Origin of the sequence: Micromonospora cremea (assembly GCF_900143515.1) — a bacterium.
Taxonomy (GTDB): Bacteria; Actinomycetota; Actinomycetes; order Mycobacteriales; family Micromonosporaceae; genus Micromonospora; species Micromonospora cremea.
In genome coordinates, this window is record NZ_FSQT01000001.1 from 1,256,677 (window position 1) to 1,277,325 (window position 20,649).

At 72.6% G+C, this 20,649-nt stretch carries 22 protein-coding genes, 1 pseudogene and 1 riboswitch; of the genes and pseudogenes, 6 read left to right on the forward strand and 17 right to left on the reverse strand.

The window, feature by feature from the left end:
- Positions 1 to 92: 92 nt before the first annotated feature.
- Both BUS84_RS05545 and BUS84_RS05550 read left to right on the forward strand, forming a co-directional pair.
- The gene (locus BUS84_RS05545; RefSeq protein ID WP_074309297.1) at positions 93 to 755 is read left to right on the forward strand and encodes a ThuA domain-containing protein; all 663 of its coding nucleotides are present in this window, start codon (positions 93 to 95) and stop codon (positions 753 to 755) included.
- A gap of 166 nt (positions 756 to 921) precedes the next feature.
- Positions 922 to 1,093, forward strand: a riboswitch (cyclic di-AMP (ydaO/yuaA leader).
- Positions 1,094 to 1,762 carry a LysM peptidoglycan-binding domain-containing protein gene (locus BUS84_RS05550; RefSeq protein WP_074309300.1) on the forward strand — a complete coding sequence of 223 codons (669 nt, stop codon included), beginning with the start codon at positions 1,094 to 1,096 and terminating at the stop codon, positions 1,760 to 1,762.
- Positions 1,763 to 1,829: 67 nt separating this feature from the next.
- On the opposite strand, the gene BUS84_RS05555 is transcribed toward BUS84_RS05550, so the two are convergent.
- The 11 genes from BUS84_RS05555 to BUS84_RS05605 form a co-directional block, all read right to left on the reverse strand.
- Positions 1,830 to 2,189 (reverse strand): hypothetical protein, encoded by a 360-nt coding sequence (locus BUS84_RS05555; protein WP_074309302.1) that lies wholly within the window; start codon positions 2,187 to 2,189, stop codon positions 1,830 to 1,832.
- A 111-nt stretch (positions 2,190 to 2,300) separates the two neighbouring features.
- Entirely contained in the window at positions 2,301 to 3,488 is a 1,188-nt protein-coding gene (gene dinB / locus BUS84_RS05560; RefSeq protein WP_084757429.1) for a DNA polymerase IV, read from the reverse strand.
- A gap of 88 nt (positions 3,489 to 3,576) precedes the next feature.
- Positions 3,577 to 4,083, reverse strand: coding sequence for a GNAT family N-acetyltransferase (locus BUS84_RS05565; protein WP_074309307.1), 507 nt, complete (start codon positions 4,081 to 4,083; stop codon positions 3,577 to 3,579).
- Positions 4,080 to 4,598, reverse strand: a complete 519-nt coding sequence (locus tag BUS84_RS05570) for a GNAT family N-acetyltransferase (RefSeq protein ID WP_074312162.1) — start codon at positions 4,596 to 4,598, stop codon at positions 4,080 to 4,082. The genes BUS84_RS05565 and BUS84_RS05570 overlap by 4 nt, the downstream gene beginning before the upstream one ends.
- Before the next feature lie 56 nt (positions 4,599 to 4,654).
- A complete protein-coding gene (locus tag BUS84_RS05575) occupies positions 4,655 to 6,229 on the reverse strand; it encodes an FMN-binding glutamate synthase family protein (RefSeq protein WP_074309309.1) in 1,575 nt (524 codons plus the stop codon).
- A 62-nt stretch (positions 6,230 to 6,291) separates the two neighbouring features.
- Entirely contained in the window at positions 6,292 to 6,705 is a 414-nt protein-coding gene (locus tag BUS84_RS05580; protein WP_074309311.1) for a VOC family protein, read from the reverse strand.
- 140 nt (positions 6,706 to 6,845) lie between these two features.
- Positions 6,846 to 7,976 carry a peptidoglycan recognition protein family protein gene (locus tag BUS84_RS05585; protein WP_074309313.1) on the reverse strand — a complete coding sequence of 377 codons (1,131 nt, stop codon included), beginning with the start codon at positions 7,974 to 7,976 and terminating at the stop codon, positions 6,846 to 6,848.
- Positions 7,977 to 8,138: 162 nt separating this feature from the next.
- On the reverse strand, positions 8,139 to 8,828 hold the full coding sequence (locus BUS84_RS05590) for an RraA family protein (protein WP_074309315.1): 690 nt from the start codon (positions 8,826 to 8,828) through the stop codon (positions 8,139 to 8,141).
- Between the two features lie 180 nt (positions 8,829 to 9,008).
- Positions 9,009 to 9,626, reverse strand: a complete 618-nt coding sequence (locus BUS84_RS05595; RefSeq protein WP_244298542.1) for a response regulator — start codon at positions 9,624 to 9,626, stop codon at positions 9,009 to 9,011.
- Positions 9,627 to 9,679: 53 nt separating this feature from the next.
- The gene (locus BUS84_RS05600; protein ID WP_074309320.1) at positions 9,680 to 10,801 is read right to left on the reverse strand and encodes a sensor histidine kinase; all 1,122 of its coding nucleotides are present in this window, start codon (positions 10,799 to 10,801) and stop codon (positions 9,680 to 9,682) included.
- Positions 10,802 to 10,886: 85 nt separating this feature from the next.
- Positions 10,887 to 11,480, reverse strand: coding sequence for a hypothetical protein (locus BUS84_RS05605; RefSeq protein WP_074309322.1), 594 nt, complete (start codon positions 11,478 to 11,480; stop codon positions 10,887 to 10,889).
- 274 nt (positions 11,481 to 11,754) lie between these two features.
- On the opposite strand from BUS84_RS05605, the gene BUS84_RS05610 reads away from it, so the two are divergent.
- The 3 genes and pseudogenes from BUS84_RS05610 (at position 11,755) to BUS84_RS05620 (ending at position 15,294) form a co-directional block, all read left to right on the forward strand.
- Positions 11,755 to 12,630 carry an SPFH domain-containing protein gene (locus tag BUS84_RS05610; protein ID WP_084757233.1) on the forward strand — a complete coding sequence of 292 codons (876 nt, stop codon included), beginning with the start codon at positions 11,755 to 11,757 and terminating at the stop codon, positions 12,628 to 12,630.
- A 79-nt stretch (positions 12,631 to 12,709) separates the two neighbouring features.
- Positions 12,710 to 13,555, forward strand: a pseudogene (locus tag BUS84_RS05615) (membrane protein); the annotation flags it as partial.
- A gap of 443 nt (positions 13,556 to 13,998) precedes the next feature.
- Positions 13,999 to 15,294, forward strand: a complete 1,296-nt coding sequence (locus tag BUS84_RS05620) for an MFS transporter (RefSeq protein ID WP_074309325.1) — start codon at positions 13,999 to 14,001, stop codon at positions 15,292 to 15,294.
- A 60-nt stretch (positions 15,295 to 15,354) separates the two neighbouring features.
- Here BUS84_RS05620 and BUS84_RS05625 read toward each other — a convergent pair whose 3' ends face one another.
- The 3 genes from BUS84_RS05625 to BUS84_RS05635 all read right to left on the reverse strand — a co-directional run bounded on the left by BUS84_RS05625 (position 15,355) and on the right by BUS84_RS05635 (position 17,272).
- Entirely contained in the window at positions 15,355 to 15,741 is a 387-nt protein-coding gene (locus BUS84_RS05625) for a VOC family protein (RefSeq protein WP_074309328.1), read from the reverse strand.
- 150 nt (positions 15,742 to 15,891) lie between these two features.
- Complete coding sequence (locus BUS84_RS05630) at positions 15,892 to 16,311, reverse strand: YchJ family protein (protein ID WP_074312166.1); 420 nt, start codon at positions 16,309 to 16,311, stop codon at positions 15,892 to 15,894.
- A gap of 130 nt (positions 16,312 to 16,441) precedes the next feature.
- The gene (locus BUS84_RS05635; protein ID WP_074309331.1) at positions 16,442 to 17,272 is read right to left on the reverse strand and encodes an AraC family transcriptional regulator; all 831 of its coding nucleotides are present in this window, start codon (positions 17,270 to 17,272) and stop codon (positions 16,442 to 16,444) included.
- A 70-nt stretch (positions 17,273 to 17,342) separates the two neighbouring features.
- Here BUS84_RS05635 and BUS84_RS05640 point away from each other — a divergent pair, with 70 nt between their 5' ends.
- Positions 17,343 to 17,774 carry a DUF6157 family protein gene (locus BUS84_RS05640; RefSeq protein ID WP_074312168.1) on the forward strand — a complete coding sequence of 144 codons (432 nt, stop codon included), beginning with the start codon at positions 17,343 to 17,345 and terminating at the stop codon, positions 17,772 to 17,774.
- A gap of 86 nt (positions 17,775 to 17,860) precedes the next feature.
- Here BUS84_RS05640 and BUS84_RS05645 read toward each other — a convergent pair whose 3' ends face one another.
- From BUS84_RS05645 to BUS84_RS05655, 3 genes are all read right to left on the reverse strand, one after another.
- Positions 17,861 to 18,628: an SGNH/GDSL hydrolase family protein gene (locus tag BUS84_RS05645; RefSeq protein ID WP_074309333.1), complete on the reverse strand. Its 768-nt coding sequence runs from the start codon at positions 18,626 to 18,628 to the stop codon at positions 17,861 to 17,863.
- 159 nt (positions 18,629 to 18,787) lie between these two features.
- Positions 18,788 to 19,894, reverse strand: coding sequence for a magnesium and cobalt transport protein CorA (locus BUS84_RS05650; protein WP_084757235.1), 1,107 nt, complete (start codon positions 19,892 to 19,894; stop codon positions 18,788 to 18,790).
- Positions 19,895 to 19,999: 105 nt separating this feature from the next.
- On the reverse strand, positions 20,000 to 20,611 hold the full coding sequence (locus BUS84_RS05655; protein ID WP_084757236.1) for a class F sortase: 612 nt from the start codon (positions 20,609 to 20,611) through the stop codon (positions 20,000 to 20,002).
- Positions 20,612 to 20,649 lie beyond the last annotated feature (38 nt).

Genomic DNA, 20,649 nt, shown 5'->3' on the forward strand with positions numbered 1-20,649 from the left:
TCGGGATTTCGGGAATCATCGAAACGAAGGTCCGGCGAGCGCCGGCTCGGCCGGCGAGTAACGCAGCCCACGATCACGAACGGAGCAGCGTCATGTCCGTCGACACCGTCATCTTCAGCGGCGAAGGCCCGCACGCCGATCCCTGGCACCCATTGGCCGAGACCAGCGCCAAGATCGCCAGCCTGATCGGCGACACCGACCCGGTGGCGACCGTGACCTCCGTCGGCCAGCTCGACGCCGCACTCGACGGCACCCGCCTGCTGGTGGTCAACGCGAGCGCCAACCGCTCGACCCCGATTTCCGAGGACGAGGACTTCGCGCGCATCCTCGACGCCTTCCTGGCCCGCGGCGGCAGTCTGCTCGCCACCCACAGCGCCACCATCGCGTTTCCCCGGCTGCCGAGCTGGCGATCCACGATCGGCGCCGCCTGGGACCCCGGCCGGACCTACCACCCGCCGATCGGCCCGAGCCTGATCCGCCGCTCCGGCGTCGCGCATCCGCTCACCGAGGGGCTCGGTGACTTCGAGGTCTACGACGAGCGCTACACCGACCTGGAGTTGATCGCCGACGCGAAGATCGAGCCTCTCTACGTCCACGAGGAAGGCGGCGCCATCCACCCGCTGATCTGGGCGCGCACGGTAGGGGATGGCCGGGCCGTCTACAACGCACTCGGCCATGACGTCCGGTCGTACGAGTCGCCGGCGCACGTGGAGCTGCTGGGCCGCATCGTGGCCTGGCTCCGGCGCGACGCCTGAAATCCGACCCGATCGGAAACGGTCCATCGTGGTCACTGCACAGTCTCGGGACACCCGCAACCGCTGCGCGGGTCGTCCCGCGTGCCCCGGTGAAGAAGTTCACAGGGGGTGGGCGACCGTCACCAACCGTGCCTAACGTCGGTCGGGTTCGCCAATGCGGACACCGCGACCGGCAACGCCAAATCCTGCCCCCGGTCGTCGGAACCCAGTCACCCGGGCAGGAGCGGGGGACCCAACGTTCCTCGGTGCACGTCACCTCGGGGTGAAGCCGCCACCGCGCGGCCGGGCTCCTCGGCCCGAACCCGACAGCTCACCTCGCCGGCGTGGAGGAAGCTCACATGGCATCTGAATACACGCCCCGTCATCGACGGGTCACCACCCGCCGCGTCGCCGTCGGCACCCTCGCCGTCGGCGCGGTCACCGGGGCCGTCGCCCTCTTCGGCCCGGCCGCCCCGGCCCAGGCCGGGGTCAACTGGGACGCGATCGCCCAGTGCGAGTCCAGCGGCAACTGGCACATCAACACCGGCAACGGCTACTACGGCGGGTTGCAGTTCTCGCAGAGCACCTGGGCCGGCTACGGCGGCAAGAAGTACGCCGCCCGCGCCGACCTGGCCAGCCGCGGCGAGCAGATCGCGATCGCCGAGAAGGTGCTCGACGGGCAGGGCATCGGCGCCTGGCCGACGTGCGGCAAGAAGGGCGGCTCGTCGGGCGGCTCCACCGCGAAGTCCTCGACGAAGTCGTCGTCGAAGTCCACCTCGAAGTCCGACTCGACGTCGAAGCCGCAGCAGCGGTCGTCGCGCGGCGAGCAGCCGGCGACCCGCAACCACGAGCGCAGCGCGCCCTCTTCGGGCAGCGGGGCGTACCTGGTCAAGCCGGGCGACACCCTGTCGGAGATCGCCCACGCCCATCAGGTGGCCGGCGGCTGGCAGGCCCTGTACGAGCGCAACCGTCAGCTGATCGGCGCGGATCCCGGTCTGATCTTCCCGGGTCAGCGGCTCGCCCTCTGACGCACGCCGCGGGCGCCCGACCGGATTCCGGTCGGGCGCCCGCGGGCGTGTCGAGGAGGGGTGGGCGTCAGGCGGCCGACGCGGCAGCATCGGGACGCGCCGGCACCGACCCGGACCAGGCGCGGCGCGCGGCCGGAACGCCGTCACCGGGCCGGTCAGCGCGGTCGGCGGCGTCCTCGCCCCGCTCCGGACTGACTGTGGACGGTGTGTCGGCCGCACCACGGGCCAGCCGCAGTGACTGTTCAGCGGAGCGGCGGGCCGCGCACGGCCACGGCTGGCCGGCACAGAGCAGGTTGTGGCAGGCGCCGTCCTCGTCCGGCTCGTGGGCGCTGAGCACGTCGATCGCGAGCTGCCAGAGCAGCGGGTCGGTCACGTCGCCGGGACGCTGCTCGCGCCGGCTCGGACGGTTGCTGGTGTCGTCGGACATGGTGGTCCCCCCTGGTAAGGCTGAATCTTCATTACGTCACCGCTCAGGTAATCGCTAAACCCTCGCGGCCTGTGATGTCCGGCGCAGCCGCCACGCCGCCACCCGGTGCGGTCAGTCCGGCAGCAGCGGCATCTCGACGCCTGGATCCCGGCCGAGCAGCACCGCGCGGGTGAGCGCCGCCGATCCGAACCGGTCGCGGACCGCGTCCACCGCGGCGTCCAGCTCGGCCCCCGGGTCGTGGTGGAACGGCAGCTCCGGCTGGACCGGGTTGTCGTCCAGGTTGCCGACCGACACGCCGATCAGCGTGACGCCCCGCCGGCCGATCTCGGGCAGGGCGACCCGCAGCAGCGTCCGCGCGGCGGCCAGCAGCGGCGTGGTGTCCGCGGTCGCCTTGCCGATGGTGTGGGAGCGGGTCGCCCGGGTGTAGTCGCCGAAGCGCAGCCGCAGCACCACCGTGCGCCCGGACCGCCCGGCCGCCCGCATCCGCCGGGTGACCCGGTCGACCAGGCCGGCCAGGACGGCGTCCAGCTCCGCCGGTGCGTGTGGCGTCCGGCTCAGCGCGTGCTGCGCGCCCATCGAGCCGCGCCGGCGGCCGACCTGCACCGCCCGAGGGTCGCGGTTGTGCGCCAGGGCGTGCAGGTGCCGGCCGGCGCCGGCGCCGAGCAGTGACACCAGCGCCGCCTCGCCGAGCCGGGCCACCTCGCCGACGGTACGGATCCGTCGTTCCCGCAGCTTCGCGGCGGTGATCGGGCCGACGCCCCAGAGCCGTTCCACCGGCAGCGGGTGCAGGAACGCCAGCTCGGCGTCGGGCGCGACGACCAGCAGCCCGTCCGGCTTCGCCACCCCGCTGGCCACCTTCGCCAGGAACTTCGTCCGGGCCACGCCGACCGTGATGGGCAGGCGGACCCGTTCGCGGACCTCCCGGCGCAGCCGCTCGGCGATGTCGGCCGGCGGCCCGGCCAGCCGGCGCAGGCCGCCCACGTCCAGGAACGCCTCGTCGATGGAGAGCCCCTCGACCAGCGGGGTGGTCTGCCGGAAGATCTCGAACACCGCCCGGCTGGCCGCCGTGTACGCCGACATCCGAGGCGGCACCACGATCGCGTCCGGGCAGAGCCGGCGCGCCTGCTGGCCGCCCATCGCGCTGCGTACGCCCCGCGCCTTCGCCTCGTAGCTGGCCGCCAAAACCACACCGCCGCCGACGATCACCGGCCGCCCCCGCAGGCGTGGATCGTCGCGTTGCTCGACCGACGCGTAGAAGGCGTCCAGGTCGGCGTGCAGGATGCTGGCCCCGGGTGACACGTACATATGTTCGCATGGCGTCAACGATCACCACAGTGACCTGGGCCAACACGACCGGCGTGGCCGCCGGTCCCGGCGGCGCCTAGCCCTACGGCGCGGCATCGGTTGACAGGATGTAACGGCGCAGCGACACCGCGCCACCGTCGGGGGCGGTCCACTGCGCCGTGCTGGTGCCGGTGCACCGCCACCCGGTCCGCTCGTACAGGGCGGCGGCCGCGGTGTCGCCGGCGGCCACCTCGAGCGCCAGGTCCATCCCGCGTTCGCTCGCCCACCGCCGGGCCCGGGTCAGCAGCGCGCCGCCCAGCCCAGCCCCGCGGGCGGCCGGCGACACGAACAGGCGAGCCACCTCGGCGGTCGGCCGGGCGAGCGACCCGTCCGCCGGGTCGGGCAGCCGGTGCACCGCCACATGCCCGACGATCGTCGAGTCGGCGTCGACGGCCACCCACGCGCGTGCCGGACGGGGCTCGCGCAGCCAGCGGTGCGGGTCGGTGGGCCAGTTCAGCGGGTACCGGTCGGCCTGGTGGACGAGGGCGAGCGCCGCGACGCATCCGTCGAGGTCGGTGGCTCGCCGCCGCCGGATACGCGGTGGGGTCACAGCTCGTCGAACGGGCCGGCGTACCGGAACCCGCCCCGGATCGACTCCCGCCAGGCGCTCAACGGGCGGGCCTGGAAGTACTGCGGGCCCCAGGGCTGTGGCGGAGTGACGCCCAGCTCAACGGCCGGTCGGAACCCGAATCGCGGGTAGTAGTCGGGGTGGCCGAGCAGCACCACCAGCGGCTCGTCCCGGGCGTCGGCCGCGCCGAGCACCGCGTGCATCAGCGCCGAGCCGACCCCGCGCCGCTGCCAGTCGGGAAGCACGCCGAGCGGCCCCAGGCCGAGCGCGACCGGCTGACCGGCCACCTGACCGCGGGTGGCCACCACATGCCCCACCACCTGCCCGTCCGGGTCGGTCGCCACCAGGGAGTACGCGGGCAGCCAGCCCTCGTCGGCGCGCAGCGCGTCGACCAGCGTCGCCTCGATCGGTACGCCGTCGTCCGGCGCGGCGAAGGCGGCGGCGTGCACCGCGCGGATGGCGTCGACATCGGCGGGCGTCTCGCGTCTGATCAGCACCGCGCCACGATACGGCCCCCCGGCGTCCGGCTCCACGTGTTATCGGCGGGCGCCGGTCAGCCGACGGCGGTGGGGGAGGGAGTCGCGCTGCCGCCCTGCGGCGCCTCCGGTGCCATCAACCGGACGATCTCCGCCCGGTCGGCCGGCGAGGGCAGGCCCCACTCCGGCCGGTAGCCGTACACCTCGTGCAGTCCGGTGGAGCCGGTGCGGCCGTCCAGGATCTCCACCGCGTCGGTGCCGATCAGGCCGGGGTGCTCCACGCCGCACGCCTCGGCCACCTTCACCAGGTCGCGGCGCAGCGTCCGCAGGTAGTTGGCCGCGCGCACCGACTTCAGCGTCGGGTCCAGCCCCCGGGCCAGCCAGGCGTTCTGGGTCGCCACCCCGGTGGGGCAGGTGTCGGTGTGGCACTTCTGCGCCTGGATGCAGCCGATCGACAGCATCGCCTCCCGACCCACGTTGACCAGGTCGCAGCCGAGCGCGAAGGCCACGATGGCGTTGTCCGGCAGGCCGAGCTTGCCGCCGCCGACGAAGACCACCCGCTCGTGCAGGTTGTGCTCGGCGAAGACCTTGTAGACCCGGGAGAAGCCCTGCTGGAACGGGAGCGACACTGAGTCGGTGAAGATCAGCGGGGCGGCGCCGGTGCCGCCCTCGCCGCCGTCGATCGTCACGAAGTCGACGCCCCGGCCGGTGTCCCGCATCAGGGTGGCCAGATCCTGCCAGAAGCCCAGATCGCCGACCGCCGACTTGATGCCGACCGGCAGGCCGGTCTCGGTGGCCAGCAGTTCCACCCAGTCGAGAAGGCTGTCGCAGTCGGAGAACTCGGCGTGCCGGGAGGGGCTGACGCAGTCCTGCCCGGCGGGGATGCCCCGGGTGGCGGCGATCTCGGCGGACACCTTCGCACCGGGCAGCAGCCCGCCGAGGCTGGGCTTGGCGCCCTGGCTCAGCTTGATCTCCAGCGCTTTCACCGGCGCGCTGGCGACCAGGTCCCGCAACCGGTCCAGGCTGAACCGGCCGTGCTCGTCCCGGCAGCCGAAATACGCCGTGCCGAGCTGGAAGACCAGCTCACCACCGTTGCGGTGGTACGGCGACAGGCCACCCTCGCCGGTGTTCTGCAGGCAGCCGGCGAGCGCCGCACCCCTGTTCAGCGCCGCCACCGCGTTGCCAGAGAGCGAGCCGAAGCTCATCCCGGAGATGTTGACCACCGACTCCGGTCGGAACGCGCGGGCCCGTCCCCGGGCCGCGCCGAGCACCTTGGCGCAGGGCAGCCGCACGTCGTGCCCGGCGGTCGGTGTCGACGGCGGCACGGCCCGGCCGAACGTGCGGTGCTTGATGATCGGATAGCCGGGGGTGTACTCGATGTCGTTGTCGGTGCCGAAGCCGAAGTTGTTGTTCTGCTGCTTCGCCGACGCGTACACCCAGCGGCGTTGGTCCCGGGTGAACGGCCGCTCCTCGTTGTTGCCGGCCACGATGTACTGCCGAAGCTCCGGCCCGACCGCCTCCAGCAGGTACCGGGCGCGCCCGAGCACCGGGAAGTTGCGCAGCAGCGCGTGGTCGCGCTGGATCAGGTCCCGCGCGGCGAGCGCGGCGACGGCGGCGGCGACGGCGGGTACGGCTCGACGGGCCCATCTCATGCCCGGCACTCTTTCCGCCCGCGCCGTCGGCCAAACCGGCACACCGCCGACGGGTGCGCTGGTCAGGCCTGGGGCTGAACGATGTCGACCATCCAATTGACGCCGTACGGGTCGACGCACATGCCGAACTCGTCGCCCCACATCTGCTTCTCCAGTGGCATCGTCACCGACCCGCTCGCGGAGAGCTGCTCCCAGTAGCCGCGCAGCTCGTCGGCGTCGTCGCCGCTGAGGCTGATCGCGATGGTGGTGCCCGGTACGTGGTTCATCCCGGGCGCGGTGTCCGACGCCATCAGGACGAAGCCGTTGGCGGATTCCAGCTGCGCGTGCATGATCTGGTCCGCCAGGCCCGGATCCGGGCTGCCGAACTCGCCGAAGGTGTTCATCTTCAGCTCGCCGCCGAACACGCGGTGGTAGAACTCCATCGCCGCACGGGCCGTGCCGGGGAAGTTGAGGTACGGGTTGAGTCGCGTCTGCACAGCACCCCTCCTTGGTCCTGGTCGCCGTTATCGTCGCAGACCGGTGGAGGGCGAACAACGAGGCGCGCCGCGTTTCCGCTGGTGCCGGGCCTGGCGGCGGCACGGGTACGCGCCCGTGCCGCCGCCGGTGTTCCGGAGGATCAGCGGTGCCGGAACGACTGGCGGACCGTTCCGCCGACGATCGCGCACCACGTGCTCGTGCTGAGCTTGCCGTTGCGCGGCAGCCCGTGCAGCGCCTGCAGGTCCTTCACGGCCGCCCGGGTGGCGGGGTCGTACGCCCCGGTGACGGTGACGGCGTACCCCTTGGTGGCGAGGATCTCCTGCACCGCGATCACCGGCAGGCCGGTGGCGTCCTCGTCCAGCTCGGGCGCCAGGGTCTCCCAGGTCGGCGTGGTGAGCGTGGCGTCCACGTCCACCGGGATGCCGTTGCGCGCCTGCCAGTCTTGCACGGCGGTCACGGTCGCGGCGTCGAACGTGCCGCTGACCGTCACCGGGTAGCCGCGGAAGGCGAGCAGGTACTGCACCACCCGGACCGACGGGGAGTTGACGAAGCGCCACAGGTCCGGCCAGCGGCGGGCCGGGACGTCGGCCAGGTCGGTGCCGAGCTCCGCGAACACCCGCCGGCGCAGCGCCGGGAACTCGCGGTAGAAGGCGGCGCCGGGGCACTGCGTGGTGCGGAAGTCCCAGTGGCCGAAGATGTCGTGCGCGTGCAGCCCGTACTGCCGGCACACGGCGACGCAGAGCTTGACCAGCGAGTCGGTCAGCGCCTTCGGCGGGGTCTCGGTGACGTAGGTGCCCTCGTTCTCGATTCCGATGGCCCGGCCGTTCTCGCCCGGGCAGTGCGCCGAGATCATCTGCCGGTCGCCGGCTTCCAGCCGCTCCAGGCTGCCCCGTCGGCCCTCCAGCACGTAGCCGCCCCGGCTCACCGTGAAGTGCTGGCCGGTGTCCGACCAGCCGTTGCCGTCCATGTGCAGGTCCTGGCAGTCGTGGGCCAGCTTGACCGCCTGCTCCTGGGAGTAGTCGGTGACGTTCGGGAACGCCATGTGGTGCACGATGATCTTGTTGGTCGCGATGGCGCTGACCGCCAGCGGGTCCTTCGGCGGGCGGGCCGCCCACTCGTCGCAGCTGATGATCCAGTCGAGGTCGGCGCCGGGGGCGGCCTGCGCGGCGCCCGGGAAGGCGAGTTCGCTCCCGACCACGGCGACCGTGGCGGCGCCGAGACCGGCTCGTAGCAGCGTCCGGCGGTCCACTTCGGAATGGTCGACGTGCATGGTTTCTCCTCCTGCGGCCGGCGGCGGGGGAATGAAAAGTAGCTCCAATGGCCGCACTTTCCCCGGAGGATATTGCCAAGAGTCGCCCGTGCGCTAGAGGTTCTCCACGCCGCTTCATCGCTCGGCACGCCGCTCATACCGGCCCGCGTCGCCGGTCGCCGCTCACTCCTCGATGGCGCCGCCGATCCGTCGCAGGTGCCGGCGGAAGGTGTAGCTCGGGTCCTCCGCGCGCCGCCGCAGGTAGTCGGCGAACACGGTCTGCCGTCGCAGCGTCTCCCCGGCCGGGATCCGCGCGGCCTGCTCCCGCTCCACCCGCCGGATCTCCGCCGCCGTGGCCAGCACCTCGCCGCCCCGGTCGGCGGGCACGAACAGCACCCCGTCGTCGTCCCCGAACACCAGGTCGACCCGGTCCACCTCGTACCCACCGAAACGGGCACTGGCCAACGCGGCCGGCTCCCGATCGTCCAGCCGGGACGGCCCGAGCGGGCAGCTGCCGTAGCTGAACACCGGCAGCCCGATCTCGATCAGCTCCGCCGTGTCCCGGTGCAGCCCCCAGATCACCACACCGGACACCCCGGCCGCGCCCGCCTCCAGTACCGCGAGGTCACCCACGCAGGCCTCGTCCGACCGTCCGCCGTTGTCGATCACCAGCACGTCGCCCGGCTCGGCCCGCTCGAACGCCTCCAGGAACACGTCCACACTGCCGTAGTGCCGTGCCGGGAGCACCCGCCCCGCCACCCGTTCACCGGACACGACCGCCCGGATGCCCGGAGGCGCCACCCGCACCGGCACCCCCAGCCGCACGCACGCGTCCGCCACCAGCGCCGTCGACAACTCGCCAAACCCGTCCACCCTCGGCCCCCTCCACGCTCCGGCGAGCCGTCATCGTAGGGATCCCACCCGCCGCCTCCACGACGGCCAATCCCCACTGCCTGGCCCACGCCGAGCTCGATCACTTGATGCTTCGCAGGTCGAAACCATCCCCTGCAACTACTCAGCATCAAGTGATCATGGAGCGCTGTGCGAGGCTGCTCAGCTTTCGCCGGCGGTGATCAGGCCGGTCTCATAGGCGCAGATCACCGCTTGGGCGCGGTCTCGGAGGCCGAGCTTGGTCAGCACGTTGCTGACGTGGGTCTTCACGGTGTGCTCGCTCACCACCAGGGTCTGGGCGATCGCCGCGTTGGACAGGCCTCGGCCCAGCAGGCGCAGGGTCTCCCGTTCGCGTGTGGTGAGCACGCCGAGGCGGGCGTCGGGCGTGTCGGGCAGCCGGGTCGCACCGGGCCGGTGGCGGCCGGTGATGCCGGCGATGATCTGTCGGGTCACCGAGGGGGCCAGCAGCGAATCGCCGGCGGACACGACCCTGACGGCGTGGACGAGGTCGTCGCGGCGCACGTCCTTGAGCAGGAAACCGCTGGCACCGGCATAGAGCGCCTCGTAAATATAGTCGTCCTGATCAAAGGTGGTGAGCATGATCACTCGGCTGCCGGTGTCCGCACAGATGCGACGGGCGGCCTCGATGCCGTCCATCGTCGGCATTCGGATGTCCAGGAGCGCCACATCCGGCCGGTACTCCCGGACGGCGGCCACGGCCGCCTCGCCATCACCGGCTTCGGCAACGACGGTAATGTCCGGCTGGGCGTCAAGGATCATGGAGAATCCGCTGCGCACAAGCTCTTGGTCGTCCGCGATCACCACCCGAATCGTCACGCCGGGAACGGTAGCCGAGCCTCGACGGTGAACCCGCGTCCACCCACGCCCGGTCCGGTTCTCGCCGTACCGCCGCAGGCGGTCGCGCGTTCCCGGATGCCGACGAGGCCATGCCCGCCGCCCGGGCCGCCGGTTCCAACACCGTCGTCGCTCACGGTGATCGTGAGGGCGTCGGGCGACCAGTCGAGGTCTACGTCGACCTTGCTGGCCGCCGCGTGCTTGACGGCATTGGTCAGGGCCTCCTGGACGATGCGGTACGCGGCCAGCTCCACGTCGGCCGACACCGCGCGCGGCTCGCCGGTCACCCGGAGGCTGGCCACCGGGACGCCGTCGATCAGCGGCGGCAGCTGGGCCAGGGTGGGCTGCGGCCCGCGGGGGCCGGCCTCCGAGCGCAGCAGGCCGAGCATGCCGCGCAGCTGCACCATGGCGTCGCGGCCGGCGGCGGCGATCGCGTCGAACGCCGCCTCGGCCCGGTGCGGGGCGGTGCGCACCGCAACCGGCCCCGCCTCGGCCTGCACGATCATGAGGCTCACCGCGTGGGACAGCACGTCGTGCATCTCCCGGGCGATCCGGGCCCGCTCGCCCGCGGCGGCCCGATCGGCCTCGAACTCGCGCTCGCGCTCGGCCCGGAGTGCCCGGTCCTCTAGGACGGTCGCGCGTTCCTGGCGGGCGTGGCTGAGCCGACCCAGGACGTACGCGGTGAAGAAGACCAGGAAGGTGTAGAAGTACTCGCTCATGCGGTTGGTGTTGAACGCCACTCCTGCCGCCACACCTGGGAAGGTCGCGGCGAGCGCGCCCCAGCGCTGCCGGCGACCGCCGATTGCGGCGACCGTGTAGAGCGCGACCAGCCCGCCGTACGCGAGGGGCTGTCCTGGCGCGTCCACAGCTTTGCCCGCGATCGTGGCCAGTGCGACCACCACCAACACGGTGAACGGCACCCGCCTGCGCCAGATCAGCGGGATCGCCGTACCCGCGGTGAGCAGGTACGCCAGCAGCCCCGGTGTGCCGCCCGGCCGGGGAAACACGAACGGCAGTGACACCGCGACGAGGACGAACACGGTGATCGCAGCATCGACCGCGTACGGATTGGTGGTGCGCACGAAGCGGGCGAGCGACATCGCGACAGTATGCATAGCCCCTTGAGCTCCTCCCCATGGGCAACCGATCCCCCCGGCCCGGGGGGATCGGTTCCGGACTCTGTGCTCAGGCGAGCGCGGGCACCGGGTTTGCCGGGGTGGCGGCGGCAGTGCCGCGGGCCAGCGGGAGGAAGGAGACCAGCAACAGGACCGCGCCCAGCGGAATCAGGTCCTTGTCGATGAACGGCGTGGCGAGGTCGGCCAGCACCAGGACCGGCGTCCACAGCTTGATCCGGCGCTGCACGGCGAGCAGGACGACCAGCGCGAGCTGGCCGAGATAGAAGGCGTAGGGCCCGAAGTCGTAGGCCAGCTGCGAGATTCCCGGCAGAGTGCGTACCTGGTGGACGATCATGCTCATGCCGTAGTTGTCGGTGGCCAGAAAGCCGGCTGCGATGTCGATCGAGAACTGGATGATCAGCGCCACCGCTCCGAAAGTGCCGGCCGTGGCGCTCACCGTCGCCAGGACCCGGCCGCCAGCCATGCGGCGCATCTGCCAGAACGCAAAGATGAACGCGATGAGCGCGCCGAGGAACGCGAGGTGCCCGATGGTCCAGGCCGGGCCGGGACCACGAATGCCGTCCAGGCCGTCGACGAGACGGATGATCCCATAGCCCATGACCAGGACCGGAGCGGCGATGAAAGCCGGGCGGCGGAACTTCATTGTGGTGTCTCCTCGGGGTGTTTGCGCCGTGTGTTCAACGTGATCGAGCCTGCCGTTTCGCCGCCCCGCAAGCATCGCTCCGCCGGGCGATCTTGCCCGCACCCGGCACCTCCCTCGCACGCATGAGCGCCTCCTCCGCGCGGGCGAGACACCAGGCTCCGCGCGGCACCAACGATCCCGCTCGCCGGGTGTTGCGAGCGGGGCGGCATGGCGGGGATCGGAACGGGTACCCGGCGCTCCGGGAGGCGGGCGCCTCCGGGGGAGCGCGGATGTCATGGGAGCTGTCGTCGGCCTGGTCGTCGTGGCCGTGGTCGTGGTGCTGGTGTTGTCGCTCAGCGTCCGGCTGGTGCAGCAGTACCAGCGCGGCATCGTGTTCCGGTTCGGCCGGGTGCTGGAGCGGGTCCGCCAGCCGGGCCTGCAACTGATCGTCCCGGTCGCCGACCGGATGGTGCGGGTCAGCATGCAGACCACCGTGATCGGCGTACCGCAGCAGGGCGCGATCACCCGGGACAACGTCACGCTCACCGTCGACGCGGTGGTCTACTACCGGGTGGTGGACCCGGTGAAGGCGCTGGTGAACGTGCACGACTATCCCTCGGCGGTGCTCCAGGTCGCCCAGACCGCGCTGCGCTCGGTGATCGGGCGGGCCGACCTGGACACCGTGCTGGGCGACCGGGAACGGGTCAACGCCGAGCTGAAGTCCGTCATCGACGCGCCCACCGAGAAGCCGTGGGGCCTGCTCATCGAGCGGGTGGAGGTCAAGGACGTCTCGCTGCCGGAAGGGATGAAGCGGTCGATGTCCCGGCAGGCCGAGGCGGAACGGGAACGCCGGGCCCGGGTGATCGCCGCGGACGGCGAGTTCCAGGCATCGCGACGCCTCGCCGACGCGTCCCGGGCGATGGAGGCCACTCCCGGTGCGTACCAGCTGCGTCTGTTGCAGACGGTGGTGGACGTGGCGGCGGAGAAGAACAGCACGCTGGTCATGCCGTTCCCGGTCGAGCTGTTGCGCTTCTTCGACCAGTTGGCCCCGCACGCCGCCGGGTCGGGACGGCCGGCGACACCCGCCGCGCCCGATCTGGGGCCGGTGACGGAGCAGGTGGCCACCGCCGCCGAACAGGGCGACGACCACCCGGAAGCCTCGGGGCGCTGAGCGGCCGGCGTTTCCGCGCATGTCGGCGGGGGTAGGTCGGGGCCGACCGTCCCGGCTGCCCCGCATGGAGGAAAACCCGATGAGTGACAACGTCAGCGACGCGGTGGGCGACGCCCTCCGCTCGGTGATGCTCTTCCTGCCCAAGGCCGTCGCCTTTCTGGCGATCCTGGTGGCGGGATGGCTGATCGCCAAGGCCGTGCTCAAAATTATCGAGAAGGTGCTGGAACGGGTGGGCTTCGACCGCGCCGTCGAACGCGGCGGCGTCCGTCGGGCGCTGAGCCGCTCCCGGTACGACGCCAGCGACATCGTGGCGAAGCTCGTCTACTACGCGGTGCTGCTGCTCACCCTTCAGCTCGCCTTCGGCATCTGGGGCCCGAACCCGATCTCCGACCTGATCGCCGCGGTGATCTCGTGGTTGCCCCGCGCCTTCGTCGCGATCGTCATCGTCGTGGTCGCCGCCGCCATCGCCAACGCCGTCAAGGACATCATCAGTGGCGCGCTCGGCGGGCTGTCGTATGGCCAGGTGCTGGCCGGCATCGCCTCGGTGTTCATCCTCGGCCTCGGTGTCATCGCCGCGTTGAACCAGATCGGCGTGGCCACCGCGGTCACCACGCCTGTGCTGATCGCCGTGCTGGCCACCGTCGGCGGCATCCTCGTCGTCGGGGTCGGCGGCGGCCTGATCCGTCCGATGCAGAGCCGCTGGGAGACGTGGCTGAGCCGTGCGGAGCAGGAGTCGCAGCTGATCGCCACGCACGCCCGCGCCTACCGGGCGGGCCGCCGGGACACCGAGGCCGAACTGGCCCGGCAGTCGACCGCCGGCTCCGACCCGGAGGCCACCCAGGTGGTCACCCGCCCGGTCGACCCGGACGCCACCCAGGTGGTGCGTCCCTCAGCCGACGCGGACGCCACCCAGGTGGTCACCCGGGGCGTCGATGCCGAGACGTCGCCGGTGCTCACCCGGGCTCCGGTCGACGACACGACGCAGGTGGTCCCTCGGCCGGCCGACCCGGACGCGACGCAGGGGGTCGGCCGCGGCGTCGACGCCGAAGCCACCCAGGTGGTGAGCACCGGCACCGACCGCGTGGCGCCCGACCAGCGAACCAGCGACGACAGCGAGACCACCACGGTCATTCCGCCGGTCGACCCGCACCGTCGCTGACGACGAGCGGGACAGCGGGGCGGGGTCCGCGAGGCTCCCGCCCCGCTTCGCGTCGTCCGCCGCGCCGAAAGCGCTGGCCGGCGCCGCGCGGCGCGTCTAGCATTTCCGGCATGACCTGGCGACATTGATCCAATACCCTAGGCCAATCCCGTGGGCCACCGCGGGCACCGCACGTCCGGTGTCCGTCTCCACTCCCACGGGAAGGCCTCATGACCCGCATCGCCGCACGCGTGCCCGACCCGCCGGTCCGCCGGCTGACGATCACCCTCTACGGGTACGCGTTCCTCAGCGACCTCGTCCTGCTCTACCCGGTGTACGCGCTGCTCTTCGCCGACACCGGGCTGTCGGTGGGGCAGATCTCCTCGCTCTTCGTCATCTGGTCGGCCGCCGGCATTCTGTTCGAGGTGCCCTCCGGCGCCTGGGCCGACGCGGTGTCCCGCCGGCTGCTGCTGCGCCTCGCTCCGCTGGTGACCGCCGCCGCGTACGCCCTCTGGGTCGTGGTTCCGTCGTACCCGGCGTTCGCGGTCGGGTTCCTGCTCTGGGGCGCCGGCGGAGCGTTGGTCTCCGGCGCCCTGGAGGCGCTGGTCTGGACCGAACTGGACCGGCTCGGGGCGGTCGGACGGTTTCCCCGGGTGCTCGGCCGCGCCCGAACGGCCGGTGTGCTGGGCGTGCTGGTCTCCGGGGTGCTCGCCGGCCCGGTGCTCGCCGCCGGCGGCTACCCGGCGGTCGGCGTGGCCAGCGTGCTCGCCTGTCTGCTCGCCGCCGCTGTCGCCGCCTGCTTCCCGGAGCACCGTCCACCGTCGACCGCGCCCGCCGTTGCCGGAGAGCGCGACCCGGAAGCACCGTCCGGTGTGGACGCTGACGATCCGGGCTGGTGGGACACGCTGTGCGCGGGGGTGGCGCAGGTCCGCGCACATCCGCCGGTACGCGCCACCGTGCTGCTGGTCGCGGTGGTGGCCGCCGACTGGGGCGCCCTGGACGAGTACACCCCGCTGCTGGCCCTGGACACCGGCGTCGGGGCGCAGGTCGTGCCGCTGCTGCTCCTGCTGCTCTGGGCCGGGGTGACCACCGGCGGGCTGCTCGCCCCGGCGGGGGAGCGGCTGAGCGGGCTCGGCTACGCCGCCCTGCTGGTCGTCGTCGCCGGTGCGCTGGCCGGGGGAGCGCTCATCGCGCACCCGGCCGGGTTCGTGCTGCTCGCGGTGGCGTTCGGGGCCGCGCAACTGGCCACCGTGCTGGCCGACGCGCGGCTCCAGGCGCGGATCACCGGGAGCAGCCGCGCCACCGTCACCTCGCTCGCCGGGATGGCCACCGACGTGCTGATCATCGTGACCTACATCGGCTACGGTCTCGTCGCCACGGCGGCCGGCAACGCGGTGGCGTTCGCGGTGGCGGCCGGACCGTACCTCATCGTGGCGCTGGTGCTGGTGGCCCGCCGCCGGCGCCGCACGGCCAGCGCGGGCGCGCGCGGCGGCAGCGCGGCGGTCGGCGCACGCGGCCCGAAGTGACCGGGGCGACGTGCGGTACGAGCCCGGCGGCGGTCGCACCGACCGCCGCCGGACCCCGGCTCAACCGTGCATGTGCAGGAACGACCACTGGTGGCCGTCGAGGTCACGGAAGCCGCGCATGTACAGCCGGCCGTCGGTCGTCCCCGGCCCGAGCGACTCCCCGCCTGCCACCGCTGCCCGGTCGACCAGCTCGTCGACCTGCTCCCGGCTCTCCGCCGTCAGCCCCACGATGACCTCCCGGTTGCTCGCCGTGTCCGTCACGGCGACCCCGGTGTACTCCTCGAAGGCCGAGCGGAGGTGCAACATCAGCCGGGTGCTGTCGGAGATCGTGAGTGCCAGGCTGTCGCCCTCCAGCTCGGCCTGCTCGCTGGTGAAGCCGAGCGCCCGGTAGAACTCGGCGGCGGTGGTCAGGTCACGCACCGGAAGATTGATGAATGTCATGGTCATCCGTGGTCTCCGTCCGATTCCAGCGGAGAAGCCGCCGCCGCAGCGCTGACCGGGCCTCCGCAGACCGCGGGCCTGGGCGTGCGACGGTGAGGTGCGGCGCAGGACTACGCCACCGTCATCCTACGACCGAACCGGCCGTCGGGGCGGCCGTCAGGGCTGTTCGCCGTCGAGGTAGACCCACCGGCCGTCCTCGCGGACGAACCGGCTGCGTTCGGTCAGCGTGCCCGGGCGCCCCGCGTCCCGGTAGTGGGCGTGGAAGGTGACGGTGCCGGCGGTGTCGAGCAGGCCGCCCCGCTCGGTCTCGACGACCTCCAGGCGGGTCCACCGCTGCCCCGGGTCGAGCTCCAGCCGGGCCGGCCGGGTCGAGGAGTGCCAGCTGCGCAGCAGGTGGCCGGTCTCGCCGAGGGCGAAGGCGCTGAACCGGGAGCGCATCAGCGCCTCGGCGGTCTGCGCCTGCGCCACACCGCCGTGTACCGGCGCGCAGCAGTCGGCGTACGCCTGACCGGAGCCGCACGGGCAGGCCCGTCCCGTCGTCGCGTCCGCCCGCCGGCGCCCCGCTCCCTTGCCCACGTCGCCATCCTGCCGCACCACCTGCCGGCGCCGGGCACCGACCGTCGCCAGGGCGTGTCTCAGAAGTGCTGGCTGGCCATCGACCAGGGGCTGATTCCGCGATCGGGACCTTCGGCAGTCGAAGACCACGTCAGGTCCGGGGCGGCTCCGTGGGAAGGCGCAGCGTTCGCAGGTATTCGCCGGGAGTCGTGAAGACGGCGGAGCGGAAGTCGTTGACCAGGTGCGACTGATCGGCGTAGCCGAGGCGGGCCGCGATCTCGGCTGCGCAGCCCGCGCCGTTCGTCGCGAACTGCCGGGCGACCTCCTGGAGCCGTACCCACCGCCTGACCCACGCCGGACCACGACCGATCGTCTCCCGCAGGGCCCGTTGCACGGTCCGCGCCGACGGGCTGGCCGGCAGCGGGTCACCTCGGACGATCGCGGCCACCACATCGTTGGCGAGCAGTTGTCTCGGGGTCAAGGGTCGTTCGGCGGCCATCTCGCCGATGAGCGTGGTCGCTCGGGCGATCCGGGACTCGACGCCCGGTGCGCCGGCGACCGCCCGCATCAGCGCGTACAGCCGGGCGTCCAGTTCGGGAACGACCGGAAGTGTCCGGTCGGCGACCGCCTCGGGGGTCAGGTCGCTCACGACGGCGAGTCCGGCCGGGCGGAGCCGGATCGCGAACACGGTGCCCCACCCGGCGATCTCGCGCGTCCACGCCCTCCGGTGGACCCCGGTCACGACGAGTTCGGCGGGGACGTGCCCGGCCTCGACGGTGAGGGTCACCGCCGGATCGGTGATGATCTGCTGCTCGATGCGCTCTGCGCTGGGAAGGTTCCACGCCACGGTCCAGAAATGGTCGACCAGCGCGGCGACGGAGGCATCGGCTTCGTGGATCGTGGCCGAGTAGCGCGCGAGATTCTTCGGGTGCAGGACACCCGACCGGTCGGTCTGTCCGATCGGCCGCGGCGTGTTCGTCATGGCGCCAGGCTGACAGCCCGTGTCGCGAATCTCCAAGACCCTCCGTGCCACTGCGGAGAGGATGGCGTCCATGCACAGCACCAACTACGTGGACACCTTCATCCAGGTCGCCGAGGACAGCACGGCGTCGAGCGCTGCCGCTCCGCCGGCGCGGGCCACGCCCGGTATCGCGGAGCTCACGTTCCGGATGATCTTCGAAGCGCCATACCGCTACACCTCGGACGAGGTGGTCTTCACCGTCTGGGCCGAGCGGCGTGGGATACCAGAGGCCGAGCGTGCGGCCGCGAGGGAGGAGTTCTTCGCCAAGGGTCAGCCGTGCCTGCGTGCGAGCGACCTCGGCAAGCGGTACGGCTGGGGCGTCCACGCGGACTCCGCCGGCCGGGTCGCGCTGGTGCCCCTGGGCTCGACCGAGTACGCGCAGCTGGCCGGTGGCGGCGCAGCGGACGGACGGTCCGTCACCGTGACCCGTGCCATGCGCACCAGCCGGCGAGGTAGCCGGTAGGTCGTTGGCGTCAGACCGCGGTCCACCGGGTTTGCGCCCATGGCCAGCCAGGGCCGATCTGAACCCTCCGACGGTTGAAGATCAAGCTAGTCCAGTAGCACCGGCAGCGGCACGGGCCGCTTCGCGACCCGGTCGTCGCCCGACGAACGGCCGCGCAGGTGCCGGGCCAGCCAGGGCAGCAGGTGCCGTCGGGTCCAGGCCAGCTCGGCGCCGAACACCTCGCCCCGGCGACGCCGTGGCGGCGGCGGCAACGGCCGTGTCCACGAGTCGTCGAACCCGGGCAGGCCCGCCGTGTACGCCAGGGCGCCGGCGATCCGCTCGTGCCCGGCGCTGTTGGCGTGCAGCCGGTCGTCGCTCCACAGCCGGGGATCGGAGGAGACCGGGTGGGCGCCCAGGTCGAGCAGAGTCGCCCCGGTCCGCGCGGTTGCGGCCCGCAGCGCCTCGTTGAGTGCCAGCATCCGACCCCGCAGCGGCCGGGCCAGCGGCATCACCGGCGCCGGGTCCGGCATCGTGAACGTCAGCACGGTGGCGCCCTGCCCGACCAGTGCCCGCTGCATCGCCGCGACATCCTCGGCGACCTGGTCGGCGTCGAAGGAGGGGCGCAGCACGTCGTTCATGCCGGCGACCACGGTGGCCAGGTTGGGGGCCAGGTCGAGGGCGGGCTGGAGCTGCTCGGCGCGGATCCGCGCGGTGGTCCGGCCACGGATCGCCAGGTTCGCGTACTCCAGGCCGCCCTGGGCGCGTGCCACCGCCAGGGCGAACCGGTCGGCCCAACCCCGGTAGCCGCCAGCGCCGTCCGGGTCGTCGAGCCCCTCGGTGGTGCTGTCGCCGATCGCCACGTACCGCTGCCACATCACCCGCGCGAGGTTAGCCGCCCGCCACGACCGCCGGACCGCCGGCCGGGCCGCCAGTGACAGTTCGCGATCGATCTTGCACTTTCTGCCCCCGCGTTCCGGGCAAACGGCACCTTTCAGCGACCCAAACTGCAAGATCGCGGGGGAGGGGGCGGGGGGTCACAGCCAGCCTGAGCGGCGGAACAGGCGGTACAGGGCGAGGGCGGCCACCGCCATCAGGGTGAGCGCGCCGGCGTAGCCGTAGCGCCAGCCCAGCTCCGGCATGTGCGAGAAGTTCATGCCGTACACGCCGGCGATGCCGGTCTGGGTGGCCGCGATGGCCGCCCACGCCGCGATCTTGCGCATGTCGTTGTTCTGCTCCACGGCGAGCTGCGCCAGCCGGGACTGGACGATCGAGGTGAGCAGGTCGTCGTACGCGGCCACCCGGTCCACCGCCCGGCTCAACCGACCGTCCACGTCGACGAACCAGCGCTGCAAGGTGCGCGGCGGCCCGTCGGAACCCGGGTCGAGCAGCGTACGCAGGGGCGCCTGCAACGGCAGCACCGCCCGCTTGAACTCCACCACCTCCCGCTTGAGCTGGTAGATGTGCTGGATGTCGGCGGAGCGGTCACGGGCGAACAACGACTCCTCGACGCGTTCCAGATCCCGCTCCACGTGCCCGGCCACCTCCAGGTAGGAGTCGACCATCCGGGCGCAGACCGCGTACGCCACCGCCCACGGTCCCGCGGCCAGCAGCGCCGGTCGGCGCTCGATGTCGGCGCGGACGCTGCGCAGCGCCCCGGCGGCGCCGTGCCGCACGGTGATGGCGAACCGGTCACCCAGCAGCACCATCACGTCCCCGGTGTCGATCACCTCGGAGGTGTCGGTCAACTCGTCGTGCTCCACGTACCCGGCGGTGCGCAGCACCAGCAGAGTGACCGGCCCGTGGCGTTGCACGGTGGGCCGGTGCCCGTCGGCGAGCGCCTGTTCGACGGTCAGCTCGTCGAGCCCGAAGGTCCGGCCCACCGCGGCGAGCACCGCCGGCCCGGGGTCGTGCAGTCCCAGCCAGACGAAGGCATCCCGGCTGCGCTGGGCGTGGGCGTACGCGTCGGCGTAGTGCGGGCGGCCGGGTTCGCGCCGGCCGTTGACGTACACGGCGCAGTCGACCACGGCGTCCGGGTTGGACCGGCGCGGAGCGGGCGATTGATCCTCGGCCCGACCGAGCAGCCGACGGGTCAGGGCGCGTACGCCTCGGCCGGCCCGGTCCCGTACGGACTGCTGATCCACGTGTGCCTCCCCGTCGCCGGCGCACCGCCCCACGGTGCCCGGAGGGGATGGTGCCACCGCATTCTGCCGAGCAGGGTCCGGCTCGCGACAGCCGGGCGGCCCGGCTCAGGCCGTGCGGGTGGCGAAGACGACGATGTTGTCCACGTAGTTCCCGGTCCCGGCGTCGAACCGGCCGCCGCAGGTGATCAGACGGAGCCCGGCGATGTCCGCCGAGCCGTAGACCAGGGTGGTGGGGAAGTGGTCCTTCGGGTACGACCGCACACCGTCCACAGTGAACGTCGTGACCCGTGCGTCAGCGCGGGTGATCTGGATCTCCTGGCCGGCGCGTAGCCGCCCGAGGTCGAAGAAGACCGCCGGGCCGGCCGGGGAGTCGACGTGCCCGACCACGACGGCGTTGCCGGTCTCGCCCGGGCTGACCCCGTGCCGGTACCAGCCGGCGAGGGTCGGCCGGTCCAGTGGTGGCACCTCCAGCACCCCGGCGGCGTCCGCGCCAACCGGGACGACCTCGGCGCGTACGCCGATGGCCGGGATCTGCACCCGGACGGGCGCGGCGCGGGGCAGCGGCGCCAGGTCCGGTGCGGGGTGGGTGCGTGTCGGCGCGTCGGCTGGCGGCCGTGGTGGCCGCGCCGGGTCGGCGGTGACGCCGACGGTGATGAACCCCAGCCCGCTCACGACGAGCAGGGCGACCACGGCCGGAAGGGTCCGCCGTCTCCACACGTGCCGACCTCCGTACGGAATCGTCAGGGTGCCCGCGC

Coding starts and splice junctions, on each gene's coding strand:
- BUS84_RS05545 (WP_074309297.1), top strand. CDS start 93: ATGTCCGTCGACACCGTCATCTTCAGCGGCGAAGGCCCGCACGCCGAT.
- BUS84_RS05550 (WP_074309300.1), top strand. CDS start 1,094: ATGGCATCTGAATACACGCCCCGTCATCGACGGGTCACCACCCGCCGC.
- BUS84_RS05555 (WP_074309302.1), bottom strand. CDS start 2,189: ATGTCCGACGACACCAGCAACCGTCCGAGCCGGCGCGAGCAGCGTCCC.
- BUS84_RS05575 (WP_074309309.1), bottom strand. CDS start 6,229: ATGAGATGGGCCCGTCGAGCCGTACCCGCCGTCGCCGCCGCCGTCGCC.
- BUS84_RS05585 (WP_074309313.1), bottom strand. CDS start 7,976: ATGCACGTCGACCATTCCGAAGTGGACCGCCGGACGCTGCTACGAGCC.
- BUS84_RS05595 (WP_244298542.1), bottom strand. CDS start 9,626: ATGATCCTTGACGCCCAGCCGGACATTACCGTCGTTGCCGAAGCCGGT.
- BUS84_RS05600 (WP_074309320.1), bottom strand. CDS start 10,801: ATGTCGCTCGCCCGCTTCGTGCGCACCACCAATCCGTACGCGGTCGAT.
- BUS84_RS05605 (WP_074309322.1), bottom strand. CDS start 11,480: ATGAAGTTCCGCCGCCCGGCTTTCATCGCCGCTCCGGTCCTGGTCATG.
- BUS84_RS05610 (WP_084757233.1), top strand. CDS start 11,755: ATGGGAGCTGTCGTCGGCCTGGTCGTCGTGGCCGTGGTCGTGGTGCTG.
- BUS84_RS05620 (WP_074309325.1), top strand. CDS start 13,999: ATGACCCGCATCGCCGCACGCGTGCCCGACCCGCCGGTCCGCCGGCTG.
- BUS84_RS05625 (WP_074309328.1), bottom strand. CDS start 15,741: ATGACCATGACATTCATCAATCTTCCGGTGCGTGACCTGACCACCGCC.
- BUS84_RS05635 (WP_074309331.1), bottom strand. CDS start 17,272: ATGACGAACACGCCGCGGCCGATCGGACAGACCGACCGGTCGGGTGTC.
- BUS84_RS05640 (WP_074312168.1), top strand. CDS start 17,343: ATGCACAGCACCAACTACGTGGACACCTTCATCCAGGTCGCCGAGGAC.
- BUS84_RS05645 (WP_074309333.1), bottom strand. CDS start 18,628: ATGTGGCAGCGGTACGTGGCGATCGGCGACAGCACCACCGAGGGGCTC.